The organism is Streptomyces cathayae, assembly GCF_029760955.1.
Taxonomy (GTDB): Bacteria; Actinomycetota; Actinomycetes; order Streptomycetales; family Streptomycetaceae; genus Streptomyces; species Streptomyces cathayae.
Genome location: NZ_CP121682.1, coordinates 6497278 through 6518851, shown reverse-complemented (window position 1 = coordinate 6518851; position 21574 = coordinate 6497278). Strand labels below are relative to the sequence as shown.

The window sequence follows — 21574 nt, the reverse complement described above, 5'->3', positions numbered from 1 at the left end:
GACCGGCGGGGCCGGGCTCCCGTTCCGTTCCGAGCCCTCAGTCCCGCGTCAGACCGAATCGTGTCCACCGTTTCGCCGTCCGGTCGTCCGCCGCCACCGCGGCCGCGCCGGCGGTCACCGTCTCGTAGACGGACATGATGTCCGCGCCGACGGTCGACCAGTCGAAGCGGCGGACGTGGGCGCTGCCCCGTTCACTCAGCTTCGCGCGGCGCTCCGGGTCCTCCAGGAGGCCGATCGCGGCGTCGGCGAGCGCGTCGGCGTCCTCGTTGGGGAACAGTTCGCCCGCCGCCCCCCGGTCGAGGACCTGGGCGAAGGCGTCCAGGTCGGAGGCGAGCACCGGCGCCCCCGCGGACATCGCCTCGACCAGGATGATGCCGAAGCTCTCGCCGCCGGTGTTGGGCGCCACGTACAGGTCGACGCTGCGCAGGAGCCGGGCCTTGTCCTCGTCGCTGACCATGCCGAGGAACTCCACCCGGGAACGGAGTTCGGCGGGCAGGCTCTCGACCGCCTCCTCCTCGTCGCCGCGTCCCGCGACCAGCAGCCGCGCCCGCGGGCGGGCGGCGAGGATCTTCGGCAGGGCCCGCATCAGCACCGGGAGGCCCTTGCGGGGCTCGTCGATACGGCCGATGAAGCCGATCGTCTCCCCCTGCCACCGCGGATCGGCCTCGGCGCGGGCGAAGAAGTCGACGTCCACACCGTTCGGGATCACCACGGCGTCCCCGCCGAGGTGTTCGACGAGCGTGCGGCGGGCGTACTCGCTCACCGCGATCCGCGCGCTGATCTTCTCCAGGGCCGCCTGCAGGATGGAGTAGGCGGCGATCATGGCCCTGGAGCGCGGGTTGGACGTGTGGAAGGTGGCCACGATGGGTCCCTCGGCGGCCCAGCAGGCCAGCAGACCGAGCGAGGGCGAGGTCGGCTCGTGGATGTGGATCACGTCGAAGGCACCCTCGTGCAGCCAGCGCCGCACCCGGGCCGCCGACAGGAAACCGAAGTTGAGCCGGGCCACCGAGCCGTTGTACGGCACCGGCACCGCGCGGCCGGCCGAGACGACGTACGGCGGCAGCGGAGTGTCGTCGTCGGCCGGGGCGAGGACGGAGACCTCGTGGCCGAGCCGGATGAAGTACTCGGCCAGGTCACGGATGTGGAACTGGACGCCGCCCGGTACGTCCCAGGAGTACGGGCAGACGATGCCGATTCTCACGGAGTCGCCTCCCGCGCGGGATCGAGGTCCTTGAGCCACAAGCGCTGCAGCATGTGCCAGTCCTCCGGATGCTCGGCGATCCCCGTGGCGAAGGCGTCGGCCAGCGCCTGTGTCATCACGGACGTCTTCTCGGCGCGGGTGCCCGACTCGGGGATCCCGACCGGCGGATGGACCCGGCCCCGCATCACGGGCGAGTCGTCGTACCAGAGCGTCACCGGCAGCAGCAGCGCACCGGTCTGCTGGGCGAGCAGGGCGGGGCCGGCCGGCATCCGCGCGCTCTCGCCGAAGAAGTCGACCTCCACGCCGGAGGCCGACAGATCGCGGTCGGCGACCAGGCAGACCAGTCCCCCGCCGCGCAGCCGCCGGGCCAGCGTGCCGAACGCGCTGCCGCCGCTGTGCGGGAGCACCTCCATGCCGAGGCCCTCGCGGTAGGCGACGAACCGGTCGTACAGCGTCTCCGGCTTCAGTCGCTCGGCGACGGTGGTGAAGGGGATGCCGAGCCCGGTGGTGGCCCAGGCGCCCGCGAGATCCCAGTTGGCGAGGTGCGGCAGTGCCAGGACGACGCCCTTGCCGGCCGCCATGCCGTCGGTCAGCCGGTGGATGTCCTTGATCTCCACACCGCCCGTTATGCGCTCCCGGCTCCAGGCCGGCAGCCGGAAGGACTCCATCCAGTACCGCAGGTACGAGCGCATGCCCGCGCGGGACAGTTCGGCGAGCCGCTCGGGGCCCGCGCCCGGCACCACGCGCGCGTAGTTGGCCTCCAGCCGCAGCACGCCCTTGCCCCGGCGCTTCCAGGCCAGGTCGGCGATGCTCCGGCCGAGCCGTACGGCGACGGGTTCGGGGAGTTTCCTGACGGTGGCCCAGCCGACGCCGTACAGGGCGTCGGTCAGCCGTTCCTGGACGCTCACTTCGCGGTCTCGCTCCCCCGGGTCTGCCGGTCCTCGGCGGACTTCCGCGCCCCGGTCTCCTGCGTCCCGGACTCCCGTTCCGCGGGCTCCCGTTCCGCGGGCTCCCGTTCCGCGGCCTCGGCCTCGGCGGACTCCCGGCGGACGGTGACGACCCGCTGGATCAGCGTGATCAGGCTGCCGACGGCGACGATCCACAGGGCGACCGGCAGCAGGTACCGGACGCCGGGCACACCGAATGCGTGCAGGCCCGCCAGGCCCGCCGCGACCAGCGAGATCACCAGCCGCTCGGCCCGCTCGATCAACCCGTTCACCGCGACCGGCAGTCCGATCGACTCGCCGCGCGCCTTGGTGTACGACACCACCTGGCCGCTGGCCAGGCAGAAGATCGAGACGGCGCACAGCACGAGGTCGTCGCCCCCGCCCGCGTACCACAGGGCGAGACCGGCGAAGACGGCCCCGTCGGCGACCCGGTCGAGGGTGGAGTCGAGGAAGGCCCCCCAGCGGCTGGAGCGGCCCAGCTGGCGGGCCATGTTGCCGTCGACGAGGTCGGAGAACACGAACAACGTGATGACGACCGTGCCCCAGAAGAACTCGCCCATGGGGTAGAAGACCAGCGCGCCCGCGACCACACCCGCGGTGCCGATGAGCGTGACCGTGTCCGGGCTGACCCCCCGCCGGATGAGAAACGCGGCGAACGGCGTGAGGACACGCGTGAAGAATGCACGCGCGTACTTGTTCAGCATGGCCTTCCCGACGGTCGGTGTGGCCGTGTGGCCCTGCTGGCCACCGGCTGGCCCATCGTAGTCACGCGTGCGTACCGCCGTCGGCCGGGCACCGAACGTCCGGCGCGGGTCGGCGGCGCACGCGGGGGCGGACCGGGAGGCGGGATCACGTCCCTCGTATGGACGCACCGTGACGGGAGTGCAAAGCTCGAAGGAGCGCGGGCGTCGCCGGAGCCGTCACCGCTCGGGGTGCCCCCGGGCGAGTGCCCGGGGGCAGGGTTCCGCTTATCCGCGCCCACAGTGACTTCACCGTGCACGGGAGGCAGGACCGTGACTCCGCTCCCCCTCCTGAAGGAAGGGTGCTTCCCACCCGAGGGTTGCGGTCCAGCCCGAACCGGTCCCTTGCGGGACACCAGAAACGTACATCAGGGATTCGATTCCCCCACCGGCTGAAGCTGGTGGTTCCCTCGGAAGAGGTCCGATGGGCGACAAGGCGCACACACACCCCGGAGCCGCCGGAAGGGCACAGGCGGCCGACCACCCCACGTCCGTACGGAATGTGGTACTGGTCGGCCACTCCGGATCGGGTAAGACGACCTTGGTGGAGGCTCTCGCACTGACCGCGGGGGCGGTGAACCGGGCGGGCCGGGTGGAGGACGGCGGCACCGTCTCCGACTACGACGACATCGAGCACCGGCAGCAACGCTCGGTACAGCTCTCCCTGGTGCCCGTGGAATGGGACGGCATCAAGATCAACCTGCTGGACACCCCCGGATACGCCGATTTCGTCGGTGAACTCAGGGCCGGTCTGCGAGCGGCGGACGCGGCCCTCTTCGTCGTCTCGGCCTCCGACGGCGTGGACGGCTCGACCCGGATGGTGTGGGACGAGTGCGCGGCCGTCGGCATGCCCCGGGCCATCGTCGTCACGCACCTGGAAGCGGCGCGCGCGGACTTCCAGGAGATGACGCGCGTCTGCGCGGAGGCGTTCGGCGGGGACGACCCCGACGCCGTGCTGCCGCTGTACCTGCCCCTGCACGGCCCTGCGGGGCCCGACGGGCACGCGCCCGTGCACGGTCTGATCGGACTGCTCTCACAGAAGCTGTTCGACTACTCCGGCGGCGAGCGCAAGGAGTCCGAACCCGGTGCGGGACATCTGCCCCTCATCGAGGAGGCCCGCGGCCGGCTGATCGAGGGGATCATCGCCGAGAGCGAGGACGAGACCCTCATGGACCGCTATCTGGGCGGTGAACAGGTCGATGTCAAGACCCTGGTCGAGGACCTGGAGCGAGCGGTCGCGCGCGGTGTGTTCTTCCCCGTCCTGGCTGCCGCACCCGCCGCCGAGGGCGCCCGCCAGGGACTCGGCACGGTCGAACTGCTGGAGCTGATCACCCGCGGCTTCCCGACCCCGCTGGAGCGCGGCACCCCGAACGTGACCTCCATCGACGGCAGGCCGCGCGAGCTCGAGCCGTGCGACCCCGACGCCCCGCTGGTCGCGGAGGTCGTCAAGACCTCCTCCGACCCCTACGTCGGCCGGATCTCCCTGATCCGCGTCTTCTCCGGCACCCTGCGCGCCGACCAGACCGTCCATGTCTCCGGGCACGGCCTGACCGACCGGGGCCACGAGGACCACGATGTCGACGAGCGGATCGGCGCCCTGTCCACGCCGTTCGGCAAGCTGCAGCGACCGGTGTCGCACGTCATCGCGGGCGATCTGGCGTGCGTGGCGAAACTGGGCCGTGCCGAGACCGGGGACACCCTGTCCGCCAAGGACGACCCGCTGCTCATGGAAGCCTGGGAGATGCCCGACCCGCTGCTGCCGCTGGCCATCGAGGCGCACAGCAAACCCGACGAGGACAAACTCTCGCAGGGGCTCTCCCGCCTCGTGGCGGAGGACCCGACGATGCGCCTGGAGCAGAACCAGGACACCCATCAGGTGGTCCTGTGGTGTCTGGGCGAAGCACACGCGGACGTGGCCCTGGAGCGGCTGCGCAGCCGGTACGGCGTCCAGGTGGACGTCGTGGCCCACCGGGTGCCGTTGCGGGAGACGTTCGGCGACCGGGCGGCCGGACGCGGGCGGCACGTCAAACAGTCCGGCGGCCACGGGCAGTTCGCCATCTGCGAGATCGAGGTGGAGCCGCTGCCGGGCGGCTCGGGCATCGAGTTCGTGGACAAGGTGGTCGGCGGCTCGGTGCCGCGGCAGTTCATCCCCTCCGTCGAGAAGGGCGTACGGGCCCAGGCCGCCAAGGGCGTCGCGGCCGGCCACCCGCTGATCGACGTACGGGTGACGCTGCTGGACGGCAAGGCGCACTCGGTGGACTCCTCCGACGCGGCGTTCCAGACGGCCGGCGCGCTGGCGCTGCGGGAGGCGGCCGCGGACGCGCGGATCAATCTCCTGGAGCCGGTGGCCGAGGTGAGCGTCCTGGTCGGCGACGACTACGTGGGAACGGTGATGAGCGATCTGTCCGGCCGGCGCGGCCGAGTGCTCGGCACCGAGCAGTCGGCGGGTGGCCGCACCCTCATCAGGGCCGAGGTGCCGGAGATCGAGATCGGCCGGTACAGCGTCGACCTGCGGTCGCTCTCGCACGGCACCGCGCGCTTCAGCCGCCGGTACGTGCGGCACGAGCCGATGCCGCCGCAGATCGCGGAGCGGGCACGGGAGGAGGTCCGCAGCGCCTGACGGCGCCGTCGGTGCCCCTCCGGTCGGCGCCGGGCGCCCGTGAGGAAACCCCGCGGGCGCCCGCGTACGCCTTTGCCCGCATGCGCCCCGAGAAGCCCTCCGGACACCCCCTCGGAGCGCCGGCCGCCGGCCCGGCAGGCGGCTTTCGGCCGTCCGCCGACGGACACCGGTGGCTGCCGATACTCTGAAGTCCAGATCAACAGGTGTGCGCGGCAAGGAAGTCGGGAAGGCCGCAAGACGACAGTCGCGGCGATCGGGGGCGGGAATGACCGTTGAGGGCGGTTACGCGGAGTTCTTCGGTCCGCAGGTGCCACGCACCGGCGACGAGGGGCAGACCCCGACGTTCGCGCTGGCCTCGGCGGCCTACCGGGACAACGAGGCCGAGGAGATACTCAAGGCCAACAACGAGTGGCACAAGTCGTCCGTCGACAAGCCCAGGATCGCGCTGTTCCGGCCGAACCTGGGCGAGGCGTTCTCCCGGGCGATCATCGACCGGATGCTGGGCTCCGGGCGGGCACCCCTCATCCAGTCCTTCGGCGCCCACCCCCAGGTGGTGGTGGAGCACAGCCTCGCGGCGCACCGCATCCGGCGGGACCGGGACAACTGGCTGAGTGCCGTGATGGTGCTGTGCGGCCTGCTGTTCCTGCCCGGACTGCTGGTGTGGCTGCTGGTCTTCCAGATCCGCACCACCATCGCCAGACGCGAGGACAAGCGGGCCGGCGCGCTCGCCACCACGCTCCTGGTCGCGGTGGGCGTGCTCGCGGTGATCTTCCTGCTCCGGATGCCCTTCGACGGGTTCTGGGGCTGGTACGCGCGCGCGTCGGTCGTCGCCCCGGTGGTGGGCTGGTTCTGGGCCAAGCGGATCTGCGAGCGCACGGCGCGGGACCTCAGGGAGCGCTGGAGCAGCCTGCTCTCCGGCGGCAGCGTGGGTGCCAAGGTACCCGAAGCGGTGCCGAGCAGCCCCGGCGAGACGGCTGCCGAGCAGTTGCGCCAGTCGCTGGCCCGGCTCAGCGCCGAACAGCAGTCCAACTCCGTGTTCTACGCCGGCCCCAAGGGGATACTGGGCATGGGAACGCGCTGGGGCAGCTGGCAGCTCGCCGAGGAGCTCATACCGATCGATCCGGACCGGGAGATCAACCCGTTCCGCAGCTGGGACGTGATCAAGGCCATCCACGACCGGCTGCGCATGCTGGAGCGTGGTCCGCTGCACACCGGCGGCTTCACCAAGCCGTCGGTACGGCACTGGATCGTCACCCCGATCGGGGAGAACGCGGACGGGGTGTCCCGGCCCGGGGGCACCGACGTCGAGGCGTACCAGATCAAGCAGCACGCCATACAGGAGATCTGCAACAACCAGCAGTTCGGCGCGGGCGACCGGCACTACCTGGGCGTGCAGTGGACGCTGTGGGACGGCCAGCTGGTCCTCACCATGCTGATCACGGTGACGGTGCTGCACGAGACGCTGCGCATCGAGGTCACCGGGCATGCCCTGGGGCCGGTGCACTCCCTGTTCACCAGCAAGCCGGCGGCCAAGGAGAAGACAGTCCAGAAGTCGGTCAGGTTCTGGGAGACCCGTACGGTGAAGCTCCCCCTGGTCGACGCGGACGAGGTGGTGCGCCTGGCCGCCCGGGCGCCGCTGACCTGGTATCCGCCGCTGCTGTACTGGCTGGGCGGCAAGCTCTCACTGCCCGAGCCCTTCGGCCTGCGGCACGCCTGGGCCGACAAGCCGTGGCGGCACCGTTTCATGGCCGACGACGCGCTGCGCGCCGCCACACCGGTCCTGCGGGCGGTGCACTCGGCGGCGATCAAGGTGCTGAAGGAGAACGGCGTGGACACGGAGAAGTTCGGCGCCCGCTCGGCGGGCCTGAGCGGAGCCGTCCAGGAAGCGGCGCCCAGGAAGGCCGACGTGTACGACGCGTAGGTCTCCGGCGGTGCGGCCGGAGACCACGGGCCCGCCGGCGGGGGCGGCAGCCGCGGATCAGTCTGTCGGCCAGGCCTCCGCCAGCATCTTGCGGGTGTCGCCCAGCAGCTGCGGCAGCACCTTCGTGTGGCCGATCACGGGCATGAAATTGGTGTCGCCGCCCCAGCGGGGTACGACGTGCTGGTGCAGATGCCCGGCGATGCCGGCGCCCGCGACGGTGCCCTGGTTCATGCCGATGTTGAAGCCGTGCGCGCCGGAGGCGGTGCGCAGGGCACTCATCGCGTGCTGGGTGAACTCGGCGAGCTCCGCCGTCTCTCCCGTCGTCAGGTCCGTGTAGTCGGCGACGTGGCGGTACGGCACCGTCATCAGGTGGCCGCCCGTGTAGGGGTAGAGGTTGAGCACGGCGTAGACCAGCTCGCCGCGCTTGATGATCAGCCCGTCCTCGTCGGACGTGGCCGGGATGGAGCAGAAGGGACAGCCGTCGTCGGCACCCGGGCCGCTCGGCTTGTTCTCGCCCTGGATGTAGGCCATCCGGTGGGGCGTCCACAGACGCTGGAACGCGTCCTGCGTACCCACTCCCGACTGCTGCTCCGGCTCACTCGTCATGCGTGCAGCATATGGCGTCACCGTGGGGGAACGGCAAAGGCCCCCGGGGAATACCCGGGGGCCGATCCCCGCGCAGGCGGGGAGCAGGTGGTCGGCAGGTGCGGACCACGGCAGAGGTCGGGATCACCCCCGCTCAGGCGGGGACCGCATCAGACCTGAACGCGACGCTCCACCACGTCAACGAGCTTCGCCAGCGCTTCGTCACGCGGAACGCCGTTCTCCTGCGAACCGTCGCGGTAGCGGAACGACACCGTGCCCGCGTTCATGTCGTCGTCACCGACGATGATCATGAACGGCACCTTGAGCTTCTGCTGCGTGCGGATCTTCTTCTGCATACGGTCCGAGGAGGAGTCCACCTCGACCCTCAGGCCCTGCTTCTTCGCGTCCGCGGCGAACTTCTCCAGGTACTCCACGTGCGCGTCGCCCACCGGGATGCCCACCGCCTGCACCGGCGCCAGCCATGCCGGGAAGGCGCCCGCGTAGTGCTCGAGGAGTACCGCGAAGAACCGCTCGATGGAGCCGAACAGCGCGCGGTGGATCATGACCGGGCGGGTCTTGGAGCCGTCCGCGGCGGTGTACTCCAGGTCGAAGCGCTCCGGCAGGTTGAAGTCGAGCTGGATCGTCGACATCTGCCAGGTGCGGCCGATGGCATCGCGGGCCTGCACGGAGATCTTCGGTCCGTAGAAGGCGGCGCCGCCCGGGTCCGGGACCAGCGGCAGGCCCTGCTTCTCGGCGACCTGGCGGAGGGTCTCGGTGGCCTCCTCCCACGCCTCGTCCGTGCCGACGAACTTCGTCTCGTCCTTGGTGGACAGCTCCAGGTAGAAGTCGGTCAGACCGTAGTCGCGCAGCAGGTTCAGGACGAAGGTGAGGGTCTTGTCGAGCTCCTCGGACATCTGCTCGCGGGTGCAGTAGATGTGCGCGTCGTCCTGGGTGAAGCCGCGGGCGCGGGTCAGACCGTGCACGACGCCCGACTTCTCGTAGCGGTAGACCGTGCCGAACTCAAAAAGCCTCAGGGGCAGTTCACGGTACGACCGGCCGCGCGCGTCGAAGATCAGGTTGTGCATCGGGCAGTTCATGGGCTTGAGGTAGTAGTCCACGCCCTCGTCGAGCTGCATGGGCGGGTACATGCCGTCGGCGTACCAGTCCAGGTGGCCCGAGGTCTCGAAAAGTTTCCCCTTGGTCGCGTGCGGGGTGTAGACGAACTCGTAGCCCTCCTCCTCGTGCCTGCGCCGCGAGTAGTCCTCCATGACCCGGCGGATGATGCCGCCCTTGGGGTGGAAGACGGCGAGACCGGAGCCGATCTGCTCGGGGATGGAGAACAGGTCGAGCTCGGAGCCCAGCTTGCGGTGGTCGCGCTTCTCGGCCTCGGCGAGGAACTCCAGGTGCGCCTTCAGCTCGTCCTTGGTCGGCCAGGCGGTGCCGTAGATCCGCTGGAGCTGCTTGTTCTTCTCGCTGCCGCGCCAGTACGCCGAGGCGTTGCGCATGAGCTTGAACGCCGGGATGTTCCGGGTGGTCGGCAGGTGCGGGCCACGGCAGAGATCCCGCCAGCACAGTTCGCCGGTCTTGGCGTCCAGGTTGTCGTAGATCGTCAGCTCGCCGGCGCCGACCTCGACGTCCGCGCCGTCGTCGTGCGACGCGGAACCCTTGATGCCGATCAGTTCCAGCTTGTACGGCTCGTCGGCGAGCTCCTCGCGGGCCTCGTCGTCGGTGACCACGCGGCGGGAGAAGCGCTGGCCGCGCTTCTGGATCTCCTGCATGCGCTTCTCGATGGCCTTGAGGTCATCGGGGTGGAAGGGCTTGTCGACGTCGAAGTCGTAGTAGAAGCCGTCCCGGACCGGCGGGCCGATGCCCAGCTTGGCCTCGGGGAACAGTTCCTGCACTGCCTGCGCCATGACGTGCGCGGTGGAGTGGCGCAGGATGTTCAGGCCGTCCTCGGAGGAGATCTCGACGCCCTCGACGGTCTCGCCGTCCTTGACCTCGTAGGCGAGGTCCTTGAGCTCACCGGCCACCCGCGCCGCGATGATCGAGCGCTCGCCTGCGAAGAGCTCGGCGGCCGTGGTGCCCGTGGTCACCACGCGCTCGTCCCGCTCGGAATCGCGTTGGATGATCACACGGACGTCTGACACCGGTCTCTCCTGACTGAAGGCTTTGACTGCGGCGCCATACCTGAGCGCACGCACGGGTGCGATCGTACCGACCCGAACCGGTCGGATGCGAAATCATTCCCCGCGGCCGGCCCGCACCGAGCGCGATACGGGCCCTCACTGAGCGTGATCGGCGCACATCCGGCCCGGCTCCCACGGGCACCCGCGGCCGCACGGAGCCGGGTGGCGAGGGGCTGCGGCGGGTTGCGACGGGTTGCGACGGAGCGGCCGGTACCCGCGTACGGCGCGCACCGACCGGGTATCACCGGAGCGGGCAGCGGACTGGAGGTCAACTGCCGGTGGCGCGCGAGGGGTTGATGGGTATGAGGTGCTGGTACGAGGGGCCGCTGGCCGCCTTCGACACGGAGACGACGGGGGTGGACGTCGAGACCGACCGGATCGTGTCGGCCGCCGTCGTCGTCCAGGACTCCCCGGGCACCCGGCCGCGGGTCAGCCACTGGCTGGTCAACCCGGGTGTGCCGGTGCCGGCCGCGGCGACGGAGGCACACGGGCTGACGGACGGGCATCTGCAGCGCAACGGCCGCTGGCCGGCACCGGTGATGTACGAGGTGGCGGAGGCGCTGGCCGAGCAGGCGGGGGCGGGCCGGCCGCTGGTGGTGATGAACGCTCCGTTCGATCTCACCCTGCTGGACCGGGAGTTGCGCCGTCATCGGGCCACTCCGCTGAGCCGCTGGTTCGAGCGGACGCCGTTGCTGGTGCTGGACCCGCGGGTCCTCGACGGGCATCTGGACCGCTACCGCAAGGGCAGCCGCACGCTCACCGACCTGTGCGCGCTCTACGGCGTCCCGTCACAGGGCGCGCCCGGCGCGGCGGAGGGTGCGGCGGCGGCGCTGGAGGTCACTCGCGCGGTGGGCCGCCGCTTCGCGTCCCGGCTGGAGCGCCTGTCCCCCGGCGAGCTGCACACGTTGCAGGCGGTGTGGCACGCGGGCCAGGTCCGTGGCCTGACCTCCTGGTTCGCCCGTAACGCCACGCAGGAGGCGGTGGACCCGGCCTGGCCGCTGCGCCCGGACCTGCCGACGGCCGCGTGAGGCCCCGGCCGGGAGCGTGTGCACCGGGTCGGGGCGCACAAAAAGCCGGTCCGCCTGGGGCGGACCGGCTTTCCCGGTGGGCGATACTGGGTTCGAACCAGTGACCTCTTCGGTGTGAACGAAGCGCTCTCCCACTGAGCTAATCGCCCGGGAACGGACTGAACAATACAGGTCCGGGCGCGCTTGGTTCAAACCGCTTGCAGGTGGGCGGCCAGGCCGCGCCGCCCGGCCCGCATCATGAGTGCGTGGTTTGCGCGGAAGACGGGCCGTCCGGGCCGGGCGAGGCGGCGCAGCAGGGGTGTGCGGACGTCGACCTCCTGGTCGTAGCGGGCGAGGGTGGTGCCGGATCCCCGGGGGACGACGGTCCAGCGGGCCCAGCCGTCGATGTCCCCGGACAGGGCGACTTCCAGGATTCCGGCCGCGGGGTCGCGCCTCGTCTCCCGCACGGTCGCCACCAGGGAGAAGGGCAGCACGGAGCGGATCCGGAGGATCCCCGCACCCCCGCCGGCGGTGTCGGCGAGCCGGGTGACCTCTTTCACCTGCGGCCACCAGCGGGGATAGTCCTCGACGCGTTCCAGGGCGCGGTACACGGCGGGCGCGGGCGCCGGCAGGGTCCACAGACTGCGGAAGCGGTAATGGTTCCGGTCCATGGACGGAGTGTGCCCGCCCGCGCCCGCGTCGTGCGGTTCGCTACGGCATCCGGTGGCCGAGCAGGGCCAGGTTCTCGATGGCGGCGAGGCCGTAGAGCGCGGTGTCGTTGGTGGACACCCAGGTGGCCTCACCGCCGGCCACCAGGGCGGTCGGGCCGGTGACCTTCTCGGTCCTCCAGGGGGCGGACTCCCGGTAGCCGTCGGAGGTGTAGAACTTCTCCCAGGCCCGGTCGGCTAGTTCGCCGTCGCCGGTCCGCACGGCGGCGTAGGCGTCCAGGCGGGAGTGGCCCTGGAAGAGGATCAGGTTGCCGAAGTCGCTGCCGTAGCGTGCCGTCTGTTCCGCCTTGCTCGCGTTGAAGTAGCGGCAGTAGTCGTAGTACGCCTCGTTGAACTCCGGCATGTCGACGAGGTCGATGAGTTCGGCGCACAGTTCGTTCAGGCCGAAGACGGCCGACAGGTGGGAGACCTCGACCTTCGGGGTGTCGGCCACCGCGAATCTGCCGGTGTCCAGGTCGTACAGGCCGCTGCCCTGGACGAATCCGTTGGGCTGGGCGGCGATGGTCTCCATGGTGGACAGGACGCGCGCCCTGGCCTTCTTCCACTGGGGGCCCCGGCGTTCCCACTCGGTGAGCCAGGCGGAGACCAGGCCGCTCCAGTCGGTGCCGAAGCCGATCGACAGGGCGTGGCGGTCGGGGGTGTACGGCTCGGTGCGGATCTTGCGCAGGGGGTCCAGGGCGAGGAAGGTCTCGTCGGAGTCGACGGTGGCGTGCATGAGGTCACCGACGCGTTCGTCGGCGGTGAGGAAGTAGTAGTACCGCCGGTAGGTGGTGTTGGCGATGCGCTGCTGTTTGGCGCTGTCGGCGAAGTGCTGGACGCCGTGCCGGGTGCCGAGGCCGGCCCACTTGCCCAGGTGGTAGACGTCGACCTCGCCGGTGTGGCGGGTCATGGCCTCGGCGAAGCGGAAGATGTCGGCGCGGCCGGAGCGCAGGTAGGCGTACCAGAGCCAGAGGTCGGGCGAGAGTTCGGAGTTGTCCCAGGCGTAGCCGCCGACGTCGTAGCGCCACTGGTGGCGGACGGTGTCGTACGTGTGCATGATGTCGCCGTAGTCCCAGAAGCCGTACCAACGGCGCATCTCCACCTGGTCCTTGTAGTAGGTGAAGAGGAAGTCGAGGTGGTCCTCGATCTTCGCCTTGGCCGGGGTGGAGCGGTCGGGTTCGGCGTACAGGCCCTTGCCGAAGACGCCGGCGCCGATCAGTTGCCCGGGCGGGGCGGCGAGTTGCGGGAGGACGCGTACGGCTTCGATCTGTTCGGCGAGCTTCTCGGCGGGCGGGGTCGACTCGTTGGCCCAGAAGAGGAGTTCGGAGGTACGGGCGATGCCGTAGGGAGTGCCGAACCCGGGTTCGTAGTCCTCGTAGGTGATGTTGAGGCCTTCGAGCTGTTCGGGGAAGGTGTCCTGGCCCATGCCGTCGTGGTAGAAGCGCAGGTCCATGGGCTGCGCCTCGGGCGACCAGAGCCAGAGGGTGACCTCGGCCTCGTCGGTGTGGGCGTCACGGACGTCGAGCTGGGCGGGGTGTTTCTGCCAGAAGTCGCGCAGGCCGAAGGAGAGCCCGCCGCTGACCCCGCCGACGTAGCCGAATCCGGAGGCGCGTCTGCCGCCGCCGGCCCCGATCCAGCCGTAGCCCTTCCTGGTGCGCTTGCGCAGGGCGAAGCCGTCGGCGGAGAGCTGGGCGAGGGTGTAGTCGCCCCACTCGGGGATGTACTGCAGGCGGGTGGTGACGCGTTGGTCCCAGGTGGCGGGGTCGGGCAGCTTCTCACCCGCGTACTGGGCCGCCTGCACGGCCGCCCCCGGGTCGCGGCGCAGGCCGGTGACGCCCTTGACGGCTTCGCGCAGCAGGCCGGTGTCCTCGCCGCCGATGCGGATGTGCCGGTCGTATGCCTCGTCGCGCATCGGCACGGAGAAGCGGACGCCGATGCCACGGATGAAGTCGCCGCTCGCCCTGCCGGGTTCCTGCTGTCCGTCGTAGGTGATGGTGTGCACCATGCGGAAGGAGTCGGCGCCCGCGTAGAAGTAGAGGCGGAGGGAGAAGGGGAGCCGACTGCGCTGTCCCTTGCGGTGCTTGCCGTCGATGCGGACGACGGCGCGGACCGGTCCTTCCTGTTCGACGGTGACGTCGGTGATGGTGCCGTCGAAGCGTTCGGTCCGGACGGTGGTCTGGTCGCCGTCCTCGAACTCGGGCTGGCGCAGCAGGACGAGGCGTCCGCTCCTGGCGATCTCGGTCGAGCCGCGGGTGACGGACTTGATGATCGTGGCGCCGGACTTTCCGATCCTCGCGGTGATGACGCCGGTCGATACGTCGATGGTGCCGCCGCGTTTATCGACGGTGGCCCTCTGCTCCGGTGCCGCGGGGGTGCCGGCGGTGAGGGTGAGTGTGCCGGAGCCCGAACTCACGGCGTGTGCGGTCCATTTGAGGGAGCCGTCGGGCCAGTGGGCGATTGGCCAGGACTGGACGGGTACGGCCTTGCCGTCGGCGTCGGCCAGTGCGAAGGTCCGGTCCGTCCGGTGGAGGCCCCGGGGCCAGGGCACGCCGACGGTGGAGCCGGGTGCCGCGCCGAGGCCGCCGTCCTCGAGCCAGTCCAGGGTCACGGGGTCGTCGGCGGAGGTTTCGGCTCTCGGTGCGGCGGTGGCATCGCGTGCGCCGAGTGTCCAGCCGAACTGGGCGGCGGCGCCTGCGACGGCGGCTGCCTTCAAGAGGGACCTGCGGGGGACGGGGGACATGGCCTTTCCTTTCCGTGCGGATGCGTCTCCGTGCGGACGCATCGTGATGTCAAGGGCATGACAGGCAGAGGCGCGACGCCGGGGCGTCGGCCCCGGCACGAAAGGCACCGCCCGCGTCAGCGGTGCCGGTAGCGCTCCTCCACGGCGACGGCCGCCGCCACGACGGCCCCCAGCACGGGGAGCGCGAGCGGCGCGCTGAACCAGGCGGAGCAGACCACCACGGCCAGCCCGCCGACGATCAGGAAGGAACCGGCCGGGTCGAGCACGGTGCGGCGGCCGGCCCGCGCGAGCAGCGACCGCCAGGAGGCGCCGGGCCGCCACTCGGCCGCCGCGCGCAGTCCGGCGACGACCGCCGCGATCAGGGCGAACACTCCGACGGCGGCCACGAGCGCACCACCGGGCAGCCCGGCCCGTACGGCCCGTACGTCCACCCACACCACGGCGAGGGCGGCCCACCCGGCGAGTCCGACGAGCCACCCGCCGCGCAGCGCCGACCGGAAGTCGGCCGCGAACTCCCTCAGCCCGCCGCGCTCGTGGGCGAGCCGGCGCCCGAGGTGCCGCGCACCGGCCGCGAACGCGGCGGGGTAGGTGACGAGCGGCAACGAGGCCAGCGCGATCCACACTCCGGTGAGCAGGCACTCGGCGAACAGGGCGAACCGGCCGGTGAACAGCGACTCGCCGCGTTCCCGGAGGCCCTCGGCCCGCGCCCCGGTCATGCGCGGTTCAGTCATGCCCGGTTCACCTCAGCCCTTCAGGCCGGACGTGGCCATGCCGTCGATGAGGTAACGCTGGAAGGCCAGGAAGAAGGCCAGTACCGGCAGGAGCGCGACGAGGGACATGGCGATCATGCCGCCGTAGTTCGCCAGCGCCTCCTGGTCGACGAACATCTTCAGGCCGAGGGAGACCGTGTACTTGCCGGGCTCGTTGAGGTAGATCAGCGGGCCCATGAAGTCGTTCCAGGCGTTGATGAAGGTGAAGATGGCACTGGTGATCAGCGCGGGACGGCACAGCGGGAGCACGATCGACCAGTAGATGCGGAAGTGCCCGCAGCCGTCGAGGCGTGCCGCCTCGTCGAGTTCCCTGGGCAGGTTGCGCATGAACTGCACCATCAGGAAGACGAAGAACGCCTCCGTGGCCAGGTACTTCCCCAGCAGGAGCGGGGTGTACGTGTTGATCATGTCCATGTTGCGGAAGAGCACGTACTGCGGGATGAGCAGCACGTGGTACGGCAGCAGCAGCGTGCCGATCATCAGCGTGAAGAGCAGATTGCGGCCGGCGAACCTGATCTTCGCGAAGGCGTAGGCGGTCAGCGAGCAGGACACCACGATCCCGATCACCGAACCGATCGCGAGGAAGAGCGAGTTGAAGAAGAACGTGGAGATGGGGATGTCCGCGATGCCGTCGGCGAGGCTGGTGTAGTTCGAGGTGATCGGGTCGCCCGGGAAGAGGTCCAGGCTGCCGACGATGTCCTCGCTCTTCTTGAACGACCCGCCGATGACCCAGATCACCGGGTAGAGGATCACCGCGAGGATCGCCAGTGACCCGAGGTGCCAGGCCAGTGAGCCGGGCAGCCTGCGCCGGAAGGCCGTCGTCCGCGGGGGGCGGACCGGTGTGACGTCGGTGGTCGAGGGGGGCACCCCCTGATCGAGCGAAGTCGAGAGATCGGGGGAGCTCATCGGCCGCCCTCCTCGTAGTGCACCCAGCGTTTCTGGGACCAGAACAGCACCGCGGTGACCAGGGCGACCCCGACCAGCAGCATCCACGCCATGGCGGAGGCCAGGCCCATCCGGCTGTTCTCGAAGCCCTGGACGTACAGATAACAGGTGTAGACCATCGTGCCGTCCGCGGGACCGCAGGCGTTGCCTCCGGCACCGCCGCCGACGATGTAGGCCGAGCTGAAGATCTGGAAGGAGTGGATGGTCTCCAGCAGGACGTTGAAGAAGAGCACCGGGGAGATCACCGGCAGGGTGATGTTCCAGAACTGCCGCAGCCTGCCCGCCCCGTCGACGTCGGCCGCCTCGTACAGCTCGCGCGGCACCTGCTTCAGACCGGCCAGGAAGATGACCATGGGGGCGCCGAACTGCCAGACGGTGAGCGCCACCAGGCTGTAGATGATCAGGTCCGGGTCACCGGTCCAGCCGCCGACGTCGACGCCGAAGAGCTTCTGTGTACGGTCGACGATCGCGTCGTCGGAGAAGATCGCCTTCCACACGATGGCGACGGAGACGCTCGCCCCGATCAGCGACGGCGCGTAGAAGGCGGCCCGGTAGAAGGCCTGCCCGCGCCGCTTCTGGGCCAGCAGCAACGCCACCCCGAGCGCGGCGATCAGCTTGATCGGCGTACCGACGGCCACGTACCAGAGCGTGACCTGCACCGAGTGGCGCCAGCGCGGGTCGGCGAACATCTCGGAGAAGTTGTCCAGGCCGACCCATCGGGGGGCGTCGAACAGGTTGTAGTCGGTGAACGCGAAGTACAGGGAGGCGATCATCGGGCCTGCCGTCAGCAGCAGGAACCCGGCGATCCAGGGGGACATGAAGAGGTAGCCGGCCAGGTTCTCCCGGCGGCCCCGCCGCTTCAGGGCGGCGGGGCGCGGGGACTTCACCGGACCGTGCCGCGGCTCGGAGTCCCGGGCCGGGGCCTCCGTCGCAGGGGCGTGTGTCACGGCGGTTCCCATCAGCCGGCGAGAGCCGTCTTCGACTCGGTGAAGAACTGCTTGACGGCGTCCGCCACGGAGCGCTTGCCCAGGCCCAGTTCCTCCGCGATGCGCAGGAACGCGGCCTCGCAGATGTCGGCGCCGTTCGGATGCGGGGTGATGGGCTCCAGGACACCCGCGTCGACGAGGGACTCCTCGTAGGCGGCGATCGCCTTGTTGACCGGGTCGGTCGGCCGGTACGCGTCGTACTGCGCCTGCGTGGCGGGCACACCGCGGTCGTATCCCATGATCTTGGCGACCTCGGGATCGTGCACCATGAAGTCGATGAACCGGGCGACCTCCTCGGGGTGCCGGGTGCGCTTGGAGGCGCTCAGCATCAGGGAGCCGAGGTACTGGCCGGTCTTCTTGCCGTCCGTGGTCGGGACGGGCGCGAGACCGTACTCGCTCTTGCCCTCGGAGGTGTAGCGGACGGTGAAGTTGTCCCAGGTGAACTCGGATCCGGCGAGTTCGCCGGAGAGCGCCGACTTGGGTTTGATCTGGGCGGCCTTCCTCGGATCGGCGAACAGGCCGGACCTGACGCCCTTCTCGGCCTTGGTCCACCACCGGGTGAGATCCGCCTCGGTGAATCCCAGACCGTCCTCGGTGAAGAACGCCTTGCCGTTCTGCCGCAGATACAGGTCGTAGAGGTACATGACCCCGTACATGCCGCTGTCCCCGGCCCGCCCGGCCCTGTCCCGGATCCTCGCCATCGCCTCGTCGAAGTCGTCCCAGGTCCAGCCCTGTTCGGCTGTGACACCGGCCCGGGCGAAGACGGGCTTGTCGATGACCAGGGCCATCGAGTTCGAGCCCACGGGCACGCCGAGGAGCTTGCCGTCGATCTCACCGAACTTCTCCAGGCCCGCCCGGAATCCCTCCATGGAGAGGTGGCCGGCCTCGACCTGCCCGCTGAGGTCGAGCAGAACGTTCTTCGCGTCGTATTTACGCAGAAATCCAATGGCATTCTGGAACACGTCCGGTGGATTCCCCCCGGAGGCCTGCGTGTTGAACTTCTTCCAGAAGTCGGTGTACGGCTGGAAGTCGGTCTTGATCTTGATCTTCGGGTGTTTCTTCTCGAAAAGCGCGATGGTCCTGTTGATGCGCTCGGCCCGGTCCTCGGCACCCCACCACGAGTAACGGAGCGTCACCGTCCCGTCTCCCGAGTCGCTGCCGCCACCGCAGGCGGTGGCGGTGGCACCCAGCCCCGCGACGGCCAGCGAGGCACCCGCAGCCTTGAGGACCGTCCGCCTCCCGACCCGCCCCCCGACCCGCTTCTCCGTGGTCTCGCCGTTCTCGCCCTGCCGCATACGAGTCTCCCCGCGACGTCGCGTCCGCCTCATGAATCGTTTCAAGTAAGCGCTTGCTGGCACAAGGTACGGAGGGCCCACGGGCGCGTCAATGATTCGGACAGGAATTGCCGGGCGCGGTGATCGGGCGCGGCCGGCGACGACCCTTCGCTCCCCCGCGGGCGGGGGTGGAAAAAGCCAGGTCTGCGGAGGTGTGACCGACGGACCGAACACCGGAAGGCCCACCGGGACACGGACCCGGGAAGGTCACGGTTGAATGAAGGGCGACACCGGCAACACCGGCACCACCGACGACACCGTCACCACGGATAACGCAGCGGACACGGACGGGGCGTTCGCGCCGCCCCGCGCAAACGCGGTACGGCCCGGCTCACCGATGGCGAGCCGGGCCGTACCGCGATCCGGTGGGCGATACTGGGTTCGAACCAGTGACCTCTTCGGTGTGAACGAAGCGCTCTCCCACTGAGCTAATCGCCCGGACGCAGGAAGAACATTACCCCATGTCAGCCAGTGCCCGTGACGGTCGGGGGGCCGGTCGCCGCACCCCGTCCCGGCTCACTGGTTCTCGATCTCCCAGGGCAGCGCAAGGCCGAACTTCCACAGATAGGCCCCGGTCAACGCGGCCGCGATCACCAGGCCGATCGAGGTCAGGATGATGTTCCGGCGCCGCACCCGTGGATCGAGGGCGCGCTGCGCCGCCTCGGTGACCTTGCGCTTGGTCCACCGGAGCACCAGCTGGGCCCAGACGAACTCCGTCGCCCAGATCGCCATGCCGGCGAAGATCACCACCCACCCCGGTCCGGGCAGCACCAGCATGGCGGCACCGGCCGCCACCACCGCGAGTCCCACGATGAAGACGCCGACCTGCCAGCTCACGTGCAGGGCGCGCCGCGCCTGGACGAACGCCGGCGCCCGCGAGCCCAGCGCACGCTCGTCCTTCACCTGGTCCGCCCCGTCCGTCCCCGCCCGATCCGCCGTCATGGCCGCCTCGCCGGGTGAGTCACTCCCCGTGTTCATACCGCCGAACACTACCGGAGCCGATCCGGTCACCGGAACGGGCGCACCGGGCGAACGACCTCTCGGCCGGTTGAGTTACGTATACCGATGCAAAACCCCCAGAGGGGTTTACAACGGCACCGTAGGTGGCATGTCGATTTCGCCGACGTGCGAATCCCCGAGCGCACACTGAGCGAAAGGCCCTGGCGCTTATGAACACCACGGTCAGCTGCGAGCTGCACCTGCGCCTCGTTGTGTCGAGCGAGTCCTCCCTGCCTGTCCCCGCAGGCCTGCGGTACGACACGGCCGACCCCTACGCCGTGCACGCCACTTTTCACACCGGAGCCGAGGAGACCGTCGAGTGGGTGTTCGCCCGCGACCTCCTCGCCGAGGGACTTCACCGCCCCACGGGCACCGGCGACGTCCGCGTCTGGCCATCGCGCAGTCATGGTCAGGGCGTCGTCTGTATCGCCCTGAGCTCCCCGGAGGGGGAGGCCTTGCTCGAGGCCCCGGCGCGGGCTCTGGAGTCCTTCCTGAGGCGCACGGACGCCGCCGTGCCTCCCGGCACGGAACACCGGCACTTCGATCTCGATCAGGAGCTCTCCCACATCCTGGCGGAAAGCTAGGGAGGGTTCACCGAACCGCCCGACGCCGTCGACTCGGGGAGACGGCGCGGGCCCTGACAGCCGTGCGACGGCACACACCGGCGCCGACACCGCGGGGCACCGCGGGCGGCGCCGTTGTGTTGCGCCCACGTCCCGGCCGAGCGGGTGACCGGGAGCCCTGACCGGCTTTCCCGCGGCGCCTTTCGAAGCCATGTGCGGGCCGGACAGCGGTCGGGGGTCGCGGGAGCCACTACCATCGGCCAGCATCGGCGGGCGCCCGCCCGACCCTCAGGCCAGGGAGCGAATCGTGCTGATCACCCACGACACCCGGTGCGCGCTGGACACCGTGGTGGATCTGGTGAACACCGCACCGGAGGACGACTCGGCACCGGACGGACTTCCGGACGTCGCGGCGCTCGAGAGCTTCGTGCACTCGCACCAGGTCAGCGAGGTCGGGGTACTCACGGAGTTCGACCTGTCGGCGGTGCGCAGGCTCCGCGGACGGTTCGCGGCGGTCTTCGCCGCTCCCGAGGCCCGCGCCGCCGCCAAACTGATCAACGAACTGGTCGCGGCCGCGGGCACCACGCCCCGGCTCACCGATCACGACGGCTACGACTGGCATGTGCACTACTTCGCCCCCGGCGCCTCGATCACCGACCACCTGGCCGCGGACTGCGGAATGGCGCTGGCCTTCTTCGTGGTCGCCGGTGAGCGGGAGCGCCTGCGGCGCTGCGAGGCCCCGGACTGCCGGCACGCCTTCGTCGACCTCTCCCGCAACCGTTCGCGCCGCTACTGCGACAGCCGCACCTGCGGCAACCGCCTGCACGTCGCCGCGTACCGCGCGCGGCGCAAGGAGGCGGCGGGCTGACCGCCGGGCTCCCCGGACCGGGCGGACACAGCGGGCCCGGACACGGGTGAGCCTGTTGAAGCCGGCAGGCCCGGTGGGGGGACGGGAAGGGAATCGATGCCGTGCCGACGCGGTCCCGACGGGTGGCGCCGGGTACCGCGGGTACGGCTCACAGCCACAGCAGGTCGTGCAGGGCAGCCGTGAGCAGCAGACACCCGATCACCGCAAGGAAGATCATCAGCGGTGGCTGGGAAAGGGCGAAGAGGCATCCGCGCGGCTCTTCCTGCGGCGGCGCGGCCTCGCTCTGTGTCGTGTCCAGCATCTCGCGGCGATCATGGCGCATCGGAAGCGCCCGACGCGATCACCACTCAGGGAGTGAACGCGAGTTCACCGATTCCGTGACCTACGGCCCGGATCGTGATCGCTTACGGGCGTTCCGGGACCGGCTGTGACGTTTCAGCCGTTTCCCCCGGTCC

Annotated in this window: 18 protein-coding genes and 2 tRNA genes; 5 read left to right on the top strand and 15 right to left on the bottom strand. The window is 70.3% G+C overall.

The window, feature by feature from the left end; translation table 11 throughout:
* Positions 1–37: 37 nt before the first annotated feature.
* The 3 genes from PYS65_RS29815 to pgsA are packed head-to-tail and all read right to left on the bottom strand — an operon-like array spanning position 38 to position 2852.
* A complete protein-coding gene (locus tag PYS65_RS29815; RefSeq protein WP_279337030.1) occupies positions 38–1201 on the bottom strand; it encodes a glycosyltransferase family 4 protein in 1164 nt (387 codons plus the stop codon).
* Entirely contained in the window at positions 1198–2109 is a 912-nt protein-coding gene (locus PYS65_RS29810) for a phosphatidylinositol mannoside acyltransferase (protein ID WP_279337029.1), read from the bottom strand. The genes PYS65_RS29815 and PYS65_RS29810 overlap by 4 nt, the downstream gene beginning before the upstream one ends.
* Positions 2106–2852 (bottom strand): phosphatidylinositol phosphate synthase, encoded by a 747-nt coding sequence (gene pgsA, locus PYS65_RS29805; RefSeq protein WP_279337028.1) that lies wholly within the window; start codon positions 2850–2852, stop codon positions 2106–2108. Before pgsA ends, PYS65_RS29810 begins: the two co-directional genes overlap by 4 nt.
* A gap of 460 nt (positions 2853–3312) precedes the next feature.
* On the opposite strand from pgsA, the gene PYS65_RS29800 reads away from it, so the two are divergent.
* Positions 3313–5508: an elongation factor G-like protein EF-G2 gene (locus PYS65_RS29800; protein ID WP_279337026.1), complete on the top strand. Its 2196-nt coding sequence runs from the start codon at positions 3313–3315 to the stop codon at positions 5506–5508.
* Positions 5509–5773: 265 nt separating this feature from the next.
* A complete protein-coding gene (locus tag PYS65_RS29795; protein WP_279337025.1) occupies positions 5774–7429 on the top strand; it encodes a hypothetical protein in 1656 nt (551 codons plus the stop codon).
* A 57-nt stretch (positions 7430–7486) separates the two neighbouring features.
* On the opposite strand, the gene PYS65_RS29790 is transcribed toward PYS65_RS29795, so the two are convergent.
* Entirely contained in the window at positions 7487–8035 is a 549-nt protein-coding gene (locus PYS65_RS29790; protein WP_279337024.1) for an HIT family protein, read from the bottom strand.
* A gap of 149 nt (positions 8036–8184) precedes the next feature.
* A complete protein-coding gene (gene thrS / locus PYS65_RS29785) occupies positions 8185–10161 on the bottom strand; it encodes a threonine--tRNA ligase (protein ID WP_279337023.1) in 1977 nt (658 codons plus the stop codon).
* Between the two features lie 341 nt (positions 10162–10502).
* On the opposite strand from thrS, the gene PYS65_RS29780 reads away from it, so the two are divergent.
* Entirely contained in the window at positions 10503–11228 is a 726-nt protein-coding gene (locus tag PYS65_RS29780; protein WP_279337022.1) for an exonuclease domain-containing protein, read from the top strand.
* Positions 11229–11305: 77 nt separating this feature from the next.
* On the opposite strand, the gene PYS65_RS29775 is transcribed toward PYS65_RS29780, so the two are convergent.
* The 9 genes from PYS65_RS29775 to PYS65_RS29735 form a co-directional block, all read right to left on the bottom strand.
* Positions 11306–11377 (bottom strand) — tRNA-Val (locus PYS65_RS29775).
* Between the two features lie 39 nt (positions 11378–11416).
* Positions 11417–11878: an SRPBCC family protein gene (locus PYS65_RS29770; protein ID WP_279337021.1), complete on the bottom strand. Its 462-nt coding sequence runs from the start codon at positions 11876–11878 to the stop codon at positions 11417–11419.
* Between the two features lie 40 nt (positions 11879–11918).
* On the bottom strand, positions 11919–14654 hold the full coding sequence (locus PYS65_RS29765; RefSeq protein ID WP_279337020.1) for an exo-rhamnogalacturonan lyase family protein: 2736 nt from the start codon (positions 14652–14654) through the stop codon (positions 11919–11921).
* Between the two features lie 116 nt (positions 14655–14770).
* On the bottom strand, positions 14771–15370 hold the full coding sequence (locus PYS65_RS29760; protein ID WP_279338120.1) for a hypothetical protein: 600 nt from the start codon (positions 15368–15370) through the stop codon (positions 14771–14773).
* A gap of 27 nt (positions 15371–15397) precedes the next feature.
* Positions 15398–16330 (bottom strand): carbohydrate ABC transporter permease, encoded by a 933-nt coding sequence (locus PYS65_RS29755; protein WP_279337019.1) that lies wholly within the window; start codon positions 16328–16330, stop codon positions 15398–15400.
* Positions 16327–17328, bottom strand: coding sequence for a carbohydrate ABC transporter permease (locus tag PYS65_RS29750; RefSeq protein WP_279337018.1), 1002 nt, complete (start codon positions 17326–17328; stop codon positions 16327–16329). Before PYS65_RS29750 ends, PYS65_RS29755 begins: the two co-directional genes overlap by 4 nt.
* Entirely contained in the window at positions 17328–18650 is a 1323-nt protein-coding gene (locus PYS65_RS29745) for an ABC transporter substrate-binding protein (protein ID WP_279337017.1), read from the bottom strand. Before PYS65_RS29745 ends, PYS65_RS29750 begins: the two co-directional genes overlap by 1 nt.
* A gap of 405 nt (positions 18651–19055) precedes the next feature.
* Positions 19056–19127: transfer RNA gene (locus tag PYS65_RS29740), tRNA-Val, on the bottom strand.
* Positions 19128–19205: 78 nt separating this feature from the next.
* Entirely contained in the window at positions 19206–19667 is a 462-nt protein-coding gene (locus tag PYS65_RS29735; protein WP_279337016.1) for a TIGR02611 family protein, read from the bottom strand.
* A gap of 191 nt (positions 19668–19858) precedes the next feature.
* On the opposite strand from PYS65_RS29735, the gene PYS65_RS29730 reads away from it, so the two are divergent.
* Positions 19859–20272 (top strand): SsgA family sporulation/cell division regulator, encoded by a 414-nt coding sequence (locus PYS65_RS29730; RefSeq protein ID WP_279337015.1) that lies wholly within the window; start codon positions 19859–19861, stop codon positions 20270–20272.
* A gap of 286 nt (positions 20273–20558) precedes the next feature.
* Entirely contained in the window at positions 20559–21119 is a 561-nt protein-coding gene (locus tag PYS65_RS29725) for a CGNR zinc finger domain-containing protein (protein WP_279337014.1), read from the top strand.
* Positions 21120–21267: 148 nt separating this feature from the next.
* Here PYS65_RS29725 and PYS65_RS29720 read toward each other — a convergent pair whose 3' ends face one another.
* Positions 21268–21420 carry a hypothetical protein gene (locus tag PYS65_RS29720; protein WP_181383571.1) on the bottom strand — a complete coding sequence of 51 codons (153 nt, stop codon included), beginning with the start codon at positions 21418–21420 and terminating at the stop codon, positions 21268–21270.
* Positions 21421–21574: the final 154 nt, after the last annotated feature.

Bases quoted from the DNA above. Each gene is read 5' to 3' on its own strand.
- pgsA (WP_279337028.1), bottom strand. From the start codon at position 2,852: ATGCTGAACAAGTACGCGCGTGCATTCTTCACGCGTGTCCTCACGCCG.
- PYS65_RS29800 (WP_279337026.1), top strand. From the start codon at position 3,313: ATGGGCGACAAGGCGCACACACACCCCGGAGCCGCCGGAAGGGCACAG.
- PYS65_RS29795 (WP_279337025.1), top strand. From the start codon at position 5,774: ATGACCGTTGAGGGCGGTTACGCGGAGTTCTTCGGTCCGCAGGTGCCA.
- PYS65_RS29790 (WP_279337024.1), bottom strand. From the start codon at position 8,035: ATGACGAGTGAGCCGGAGCAGCAGTCGGGAGTGGGTACGCAGGACGCG.
- PYS65_RS29780 (WP_279337022.1), top strand. From the start codon at position 10,503: ATGAGGTGCTGGTACGAGGGGCCGCTGGCCGCCTTCGACACGGAGACG.
- PYS65_RS29770 (WP_279337021.1), bottom strand. From the start codon at position 11,878: ATGGACCGGAACCATTACCGCTTCCGCAGTCTGTGGACCCTGCCGGCG.
- PYS65_RS29765 (WP_279337020.1), bottom strand. From the start codon at position 14,654: ATGTCCCCCGTCCCCCGCAGGTCCCTCTTGAAGGCAGCCGCCGTCGCA.
- PYS65_RS29760 (WP_279338120.1), bottom strand. From the start codon at position 15,370: ATGACCGGGGCGCGGGCCGAGGGCCTCCGGGAACGCGGCGAGTCGCTG.
- PYS65_RS29755 (WP_279337019.1), bottom strand. From the start codon at position 16,330: ATGAGCTCCCCCGATCTCTCGACTTCGCTCGATCAGGGGGTGCCCCCC.
- PYS65_RS29750 (WP_279337018.1), bottom strand. From the start codon at position 17,328: ATGGGAACCGCCGTGACACACGCCCCTGCGACGGAGGCCCCGGCCCGG.
- PYS65_RS29745 (WP_279337017.1), bottom strand. From the start codon at position 18,650: ATGCGGCAGGGCGAGAACGGCGAGACCACGGAGAAGCGGGTCGGGGGG.
- PYS65_RS29735 (WP_279337016.1), bottom strand. From the start codon at position 19,667: ATGAACACGGGGAGTGACTCACCCGGCGAGGCGGCCATGACGGCGGAT.
- PYS65_RS29730 (WP_279337015.1), top strand. From the start codon at position 19,859: ATGAACACCACGGTCAGCTGCGAGCTGCACCTGCGCCTCGTTGTGTCG.
- PYS65_RS29720 (WP_181383571.1), bottom strand. From the start codon at position 21,420: ATGCTGGACACGACACAGAGCGAGGCCGCGCCGCCGCAGGAAGAGCCG.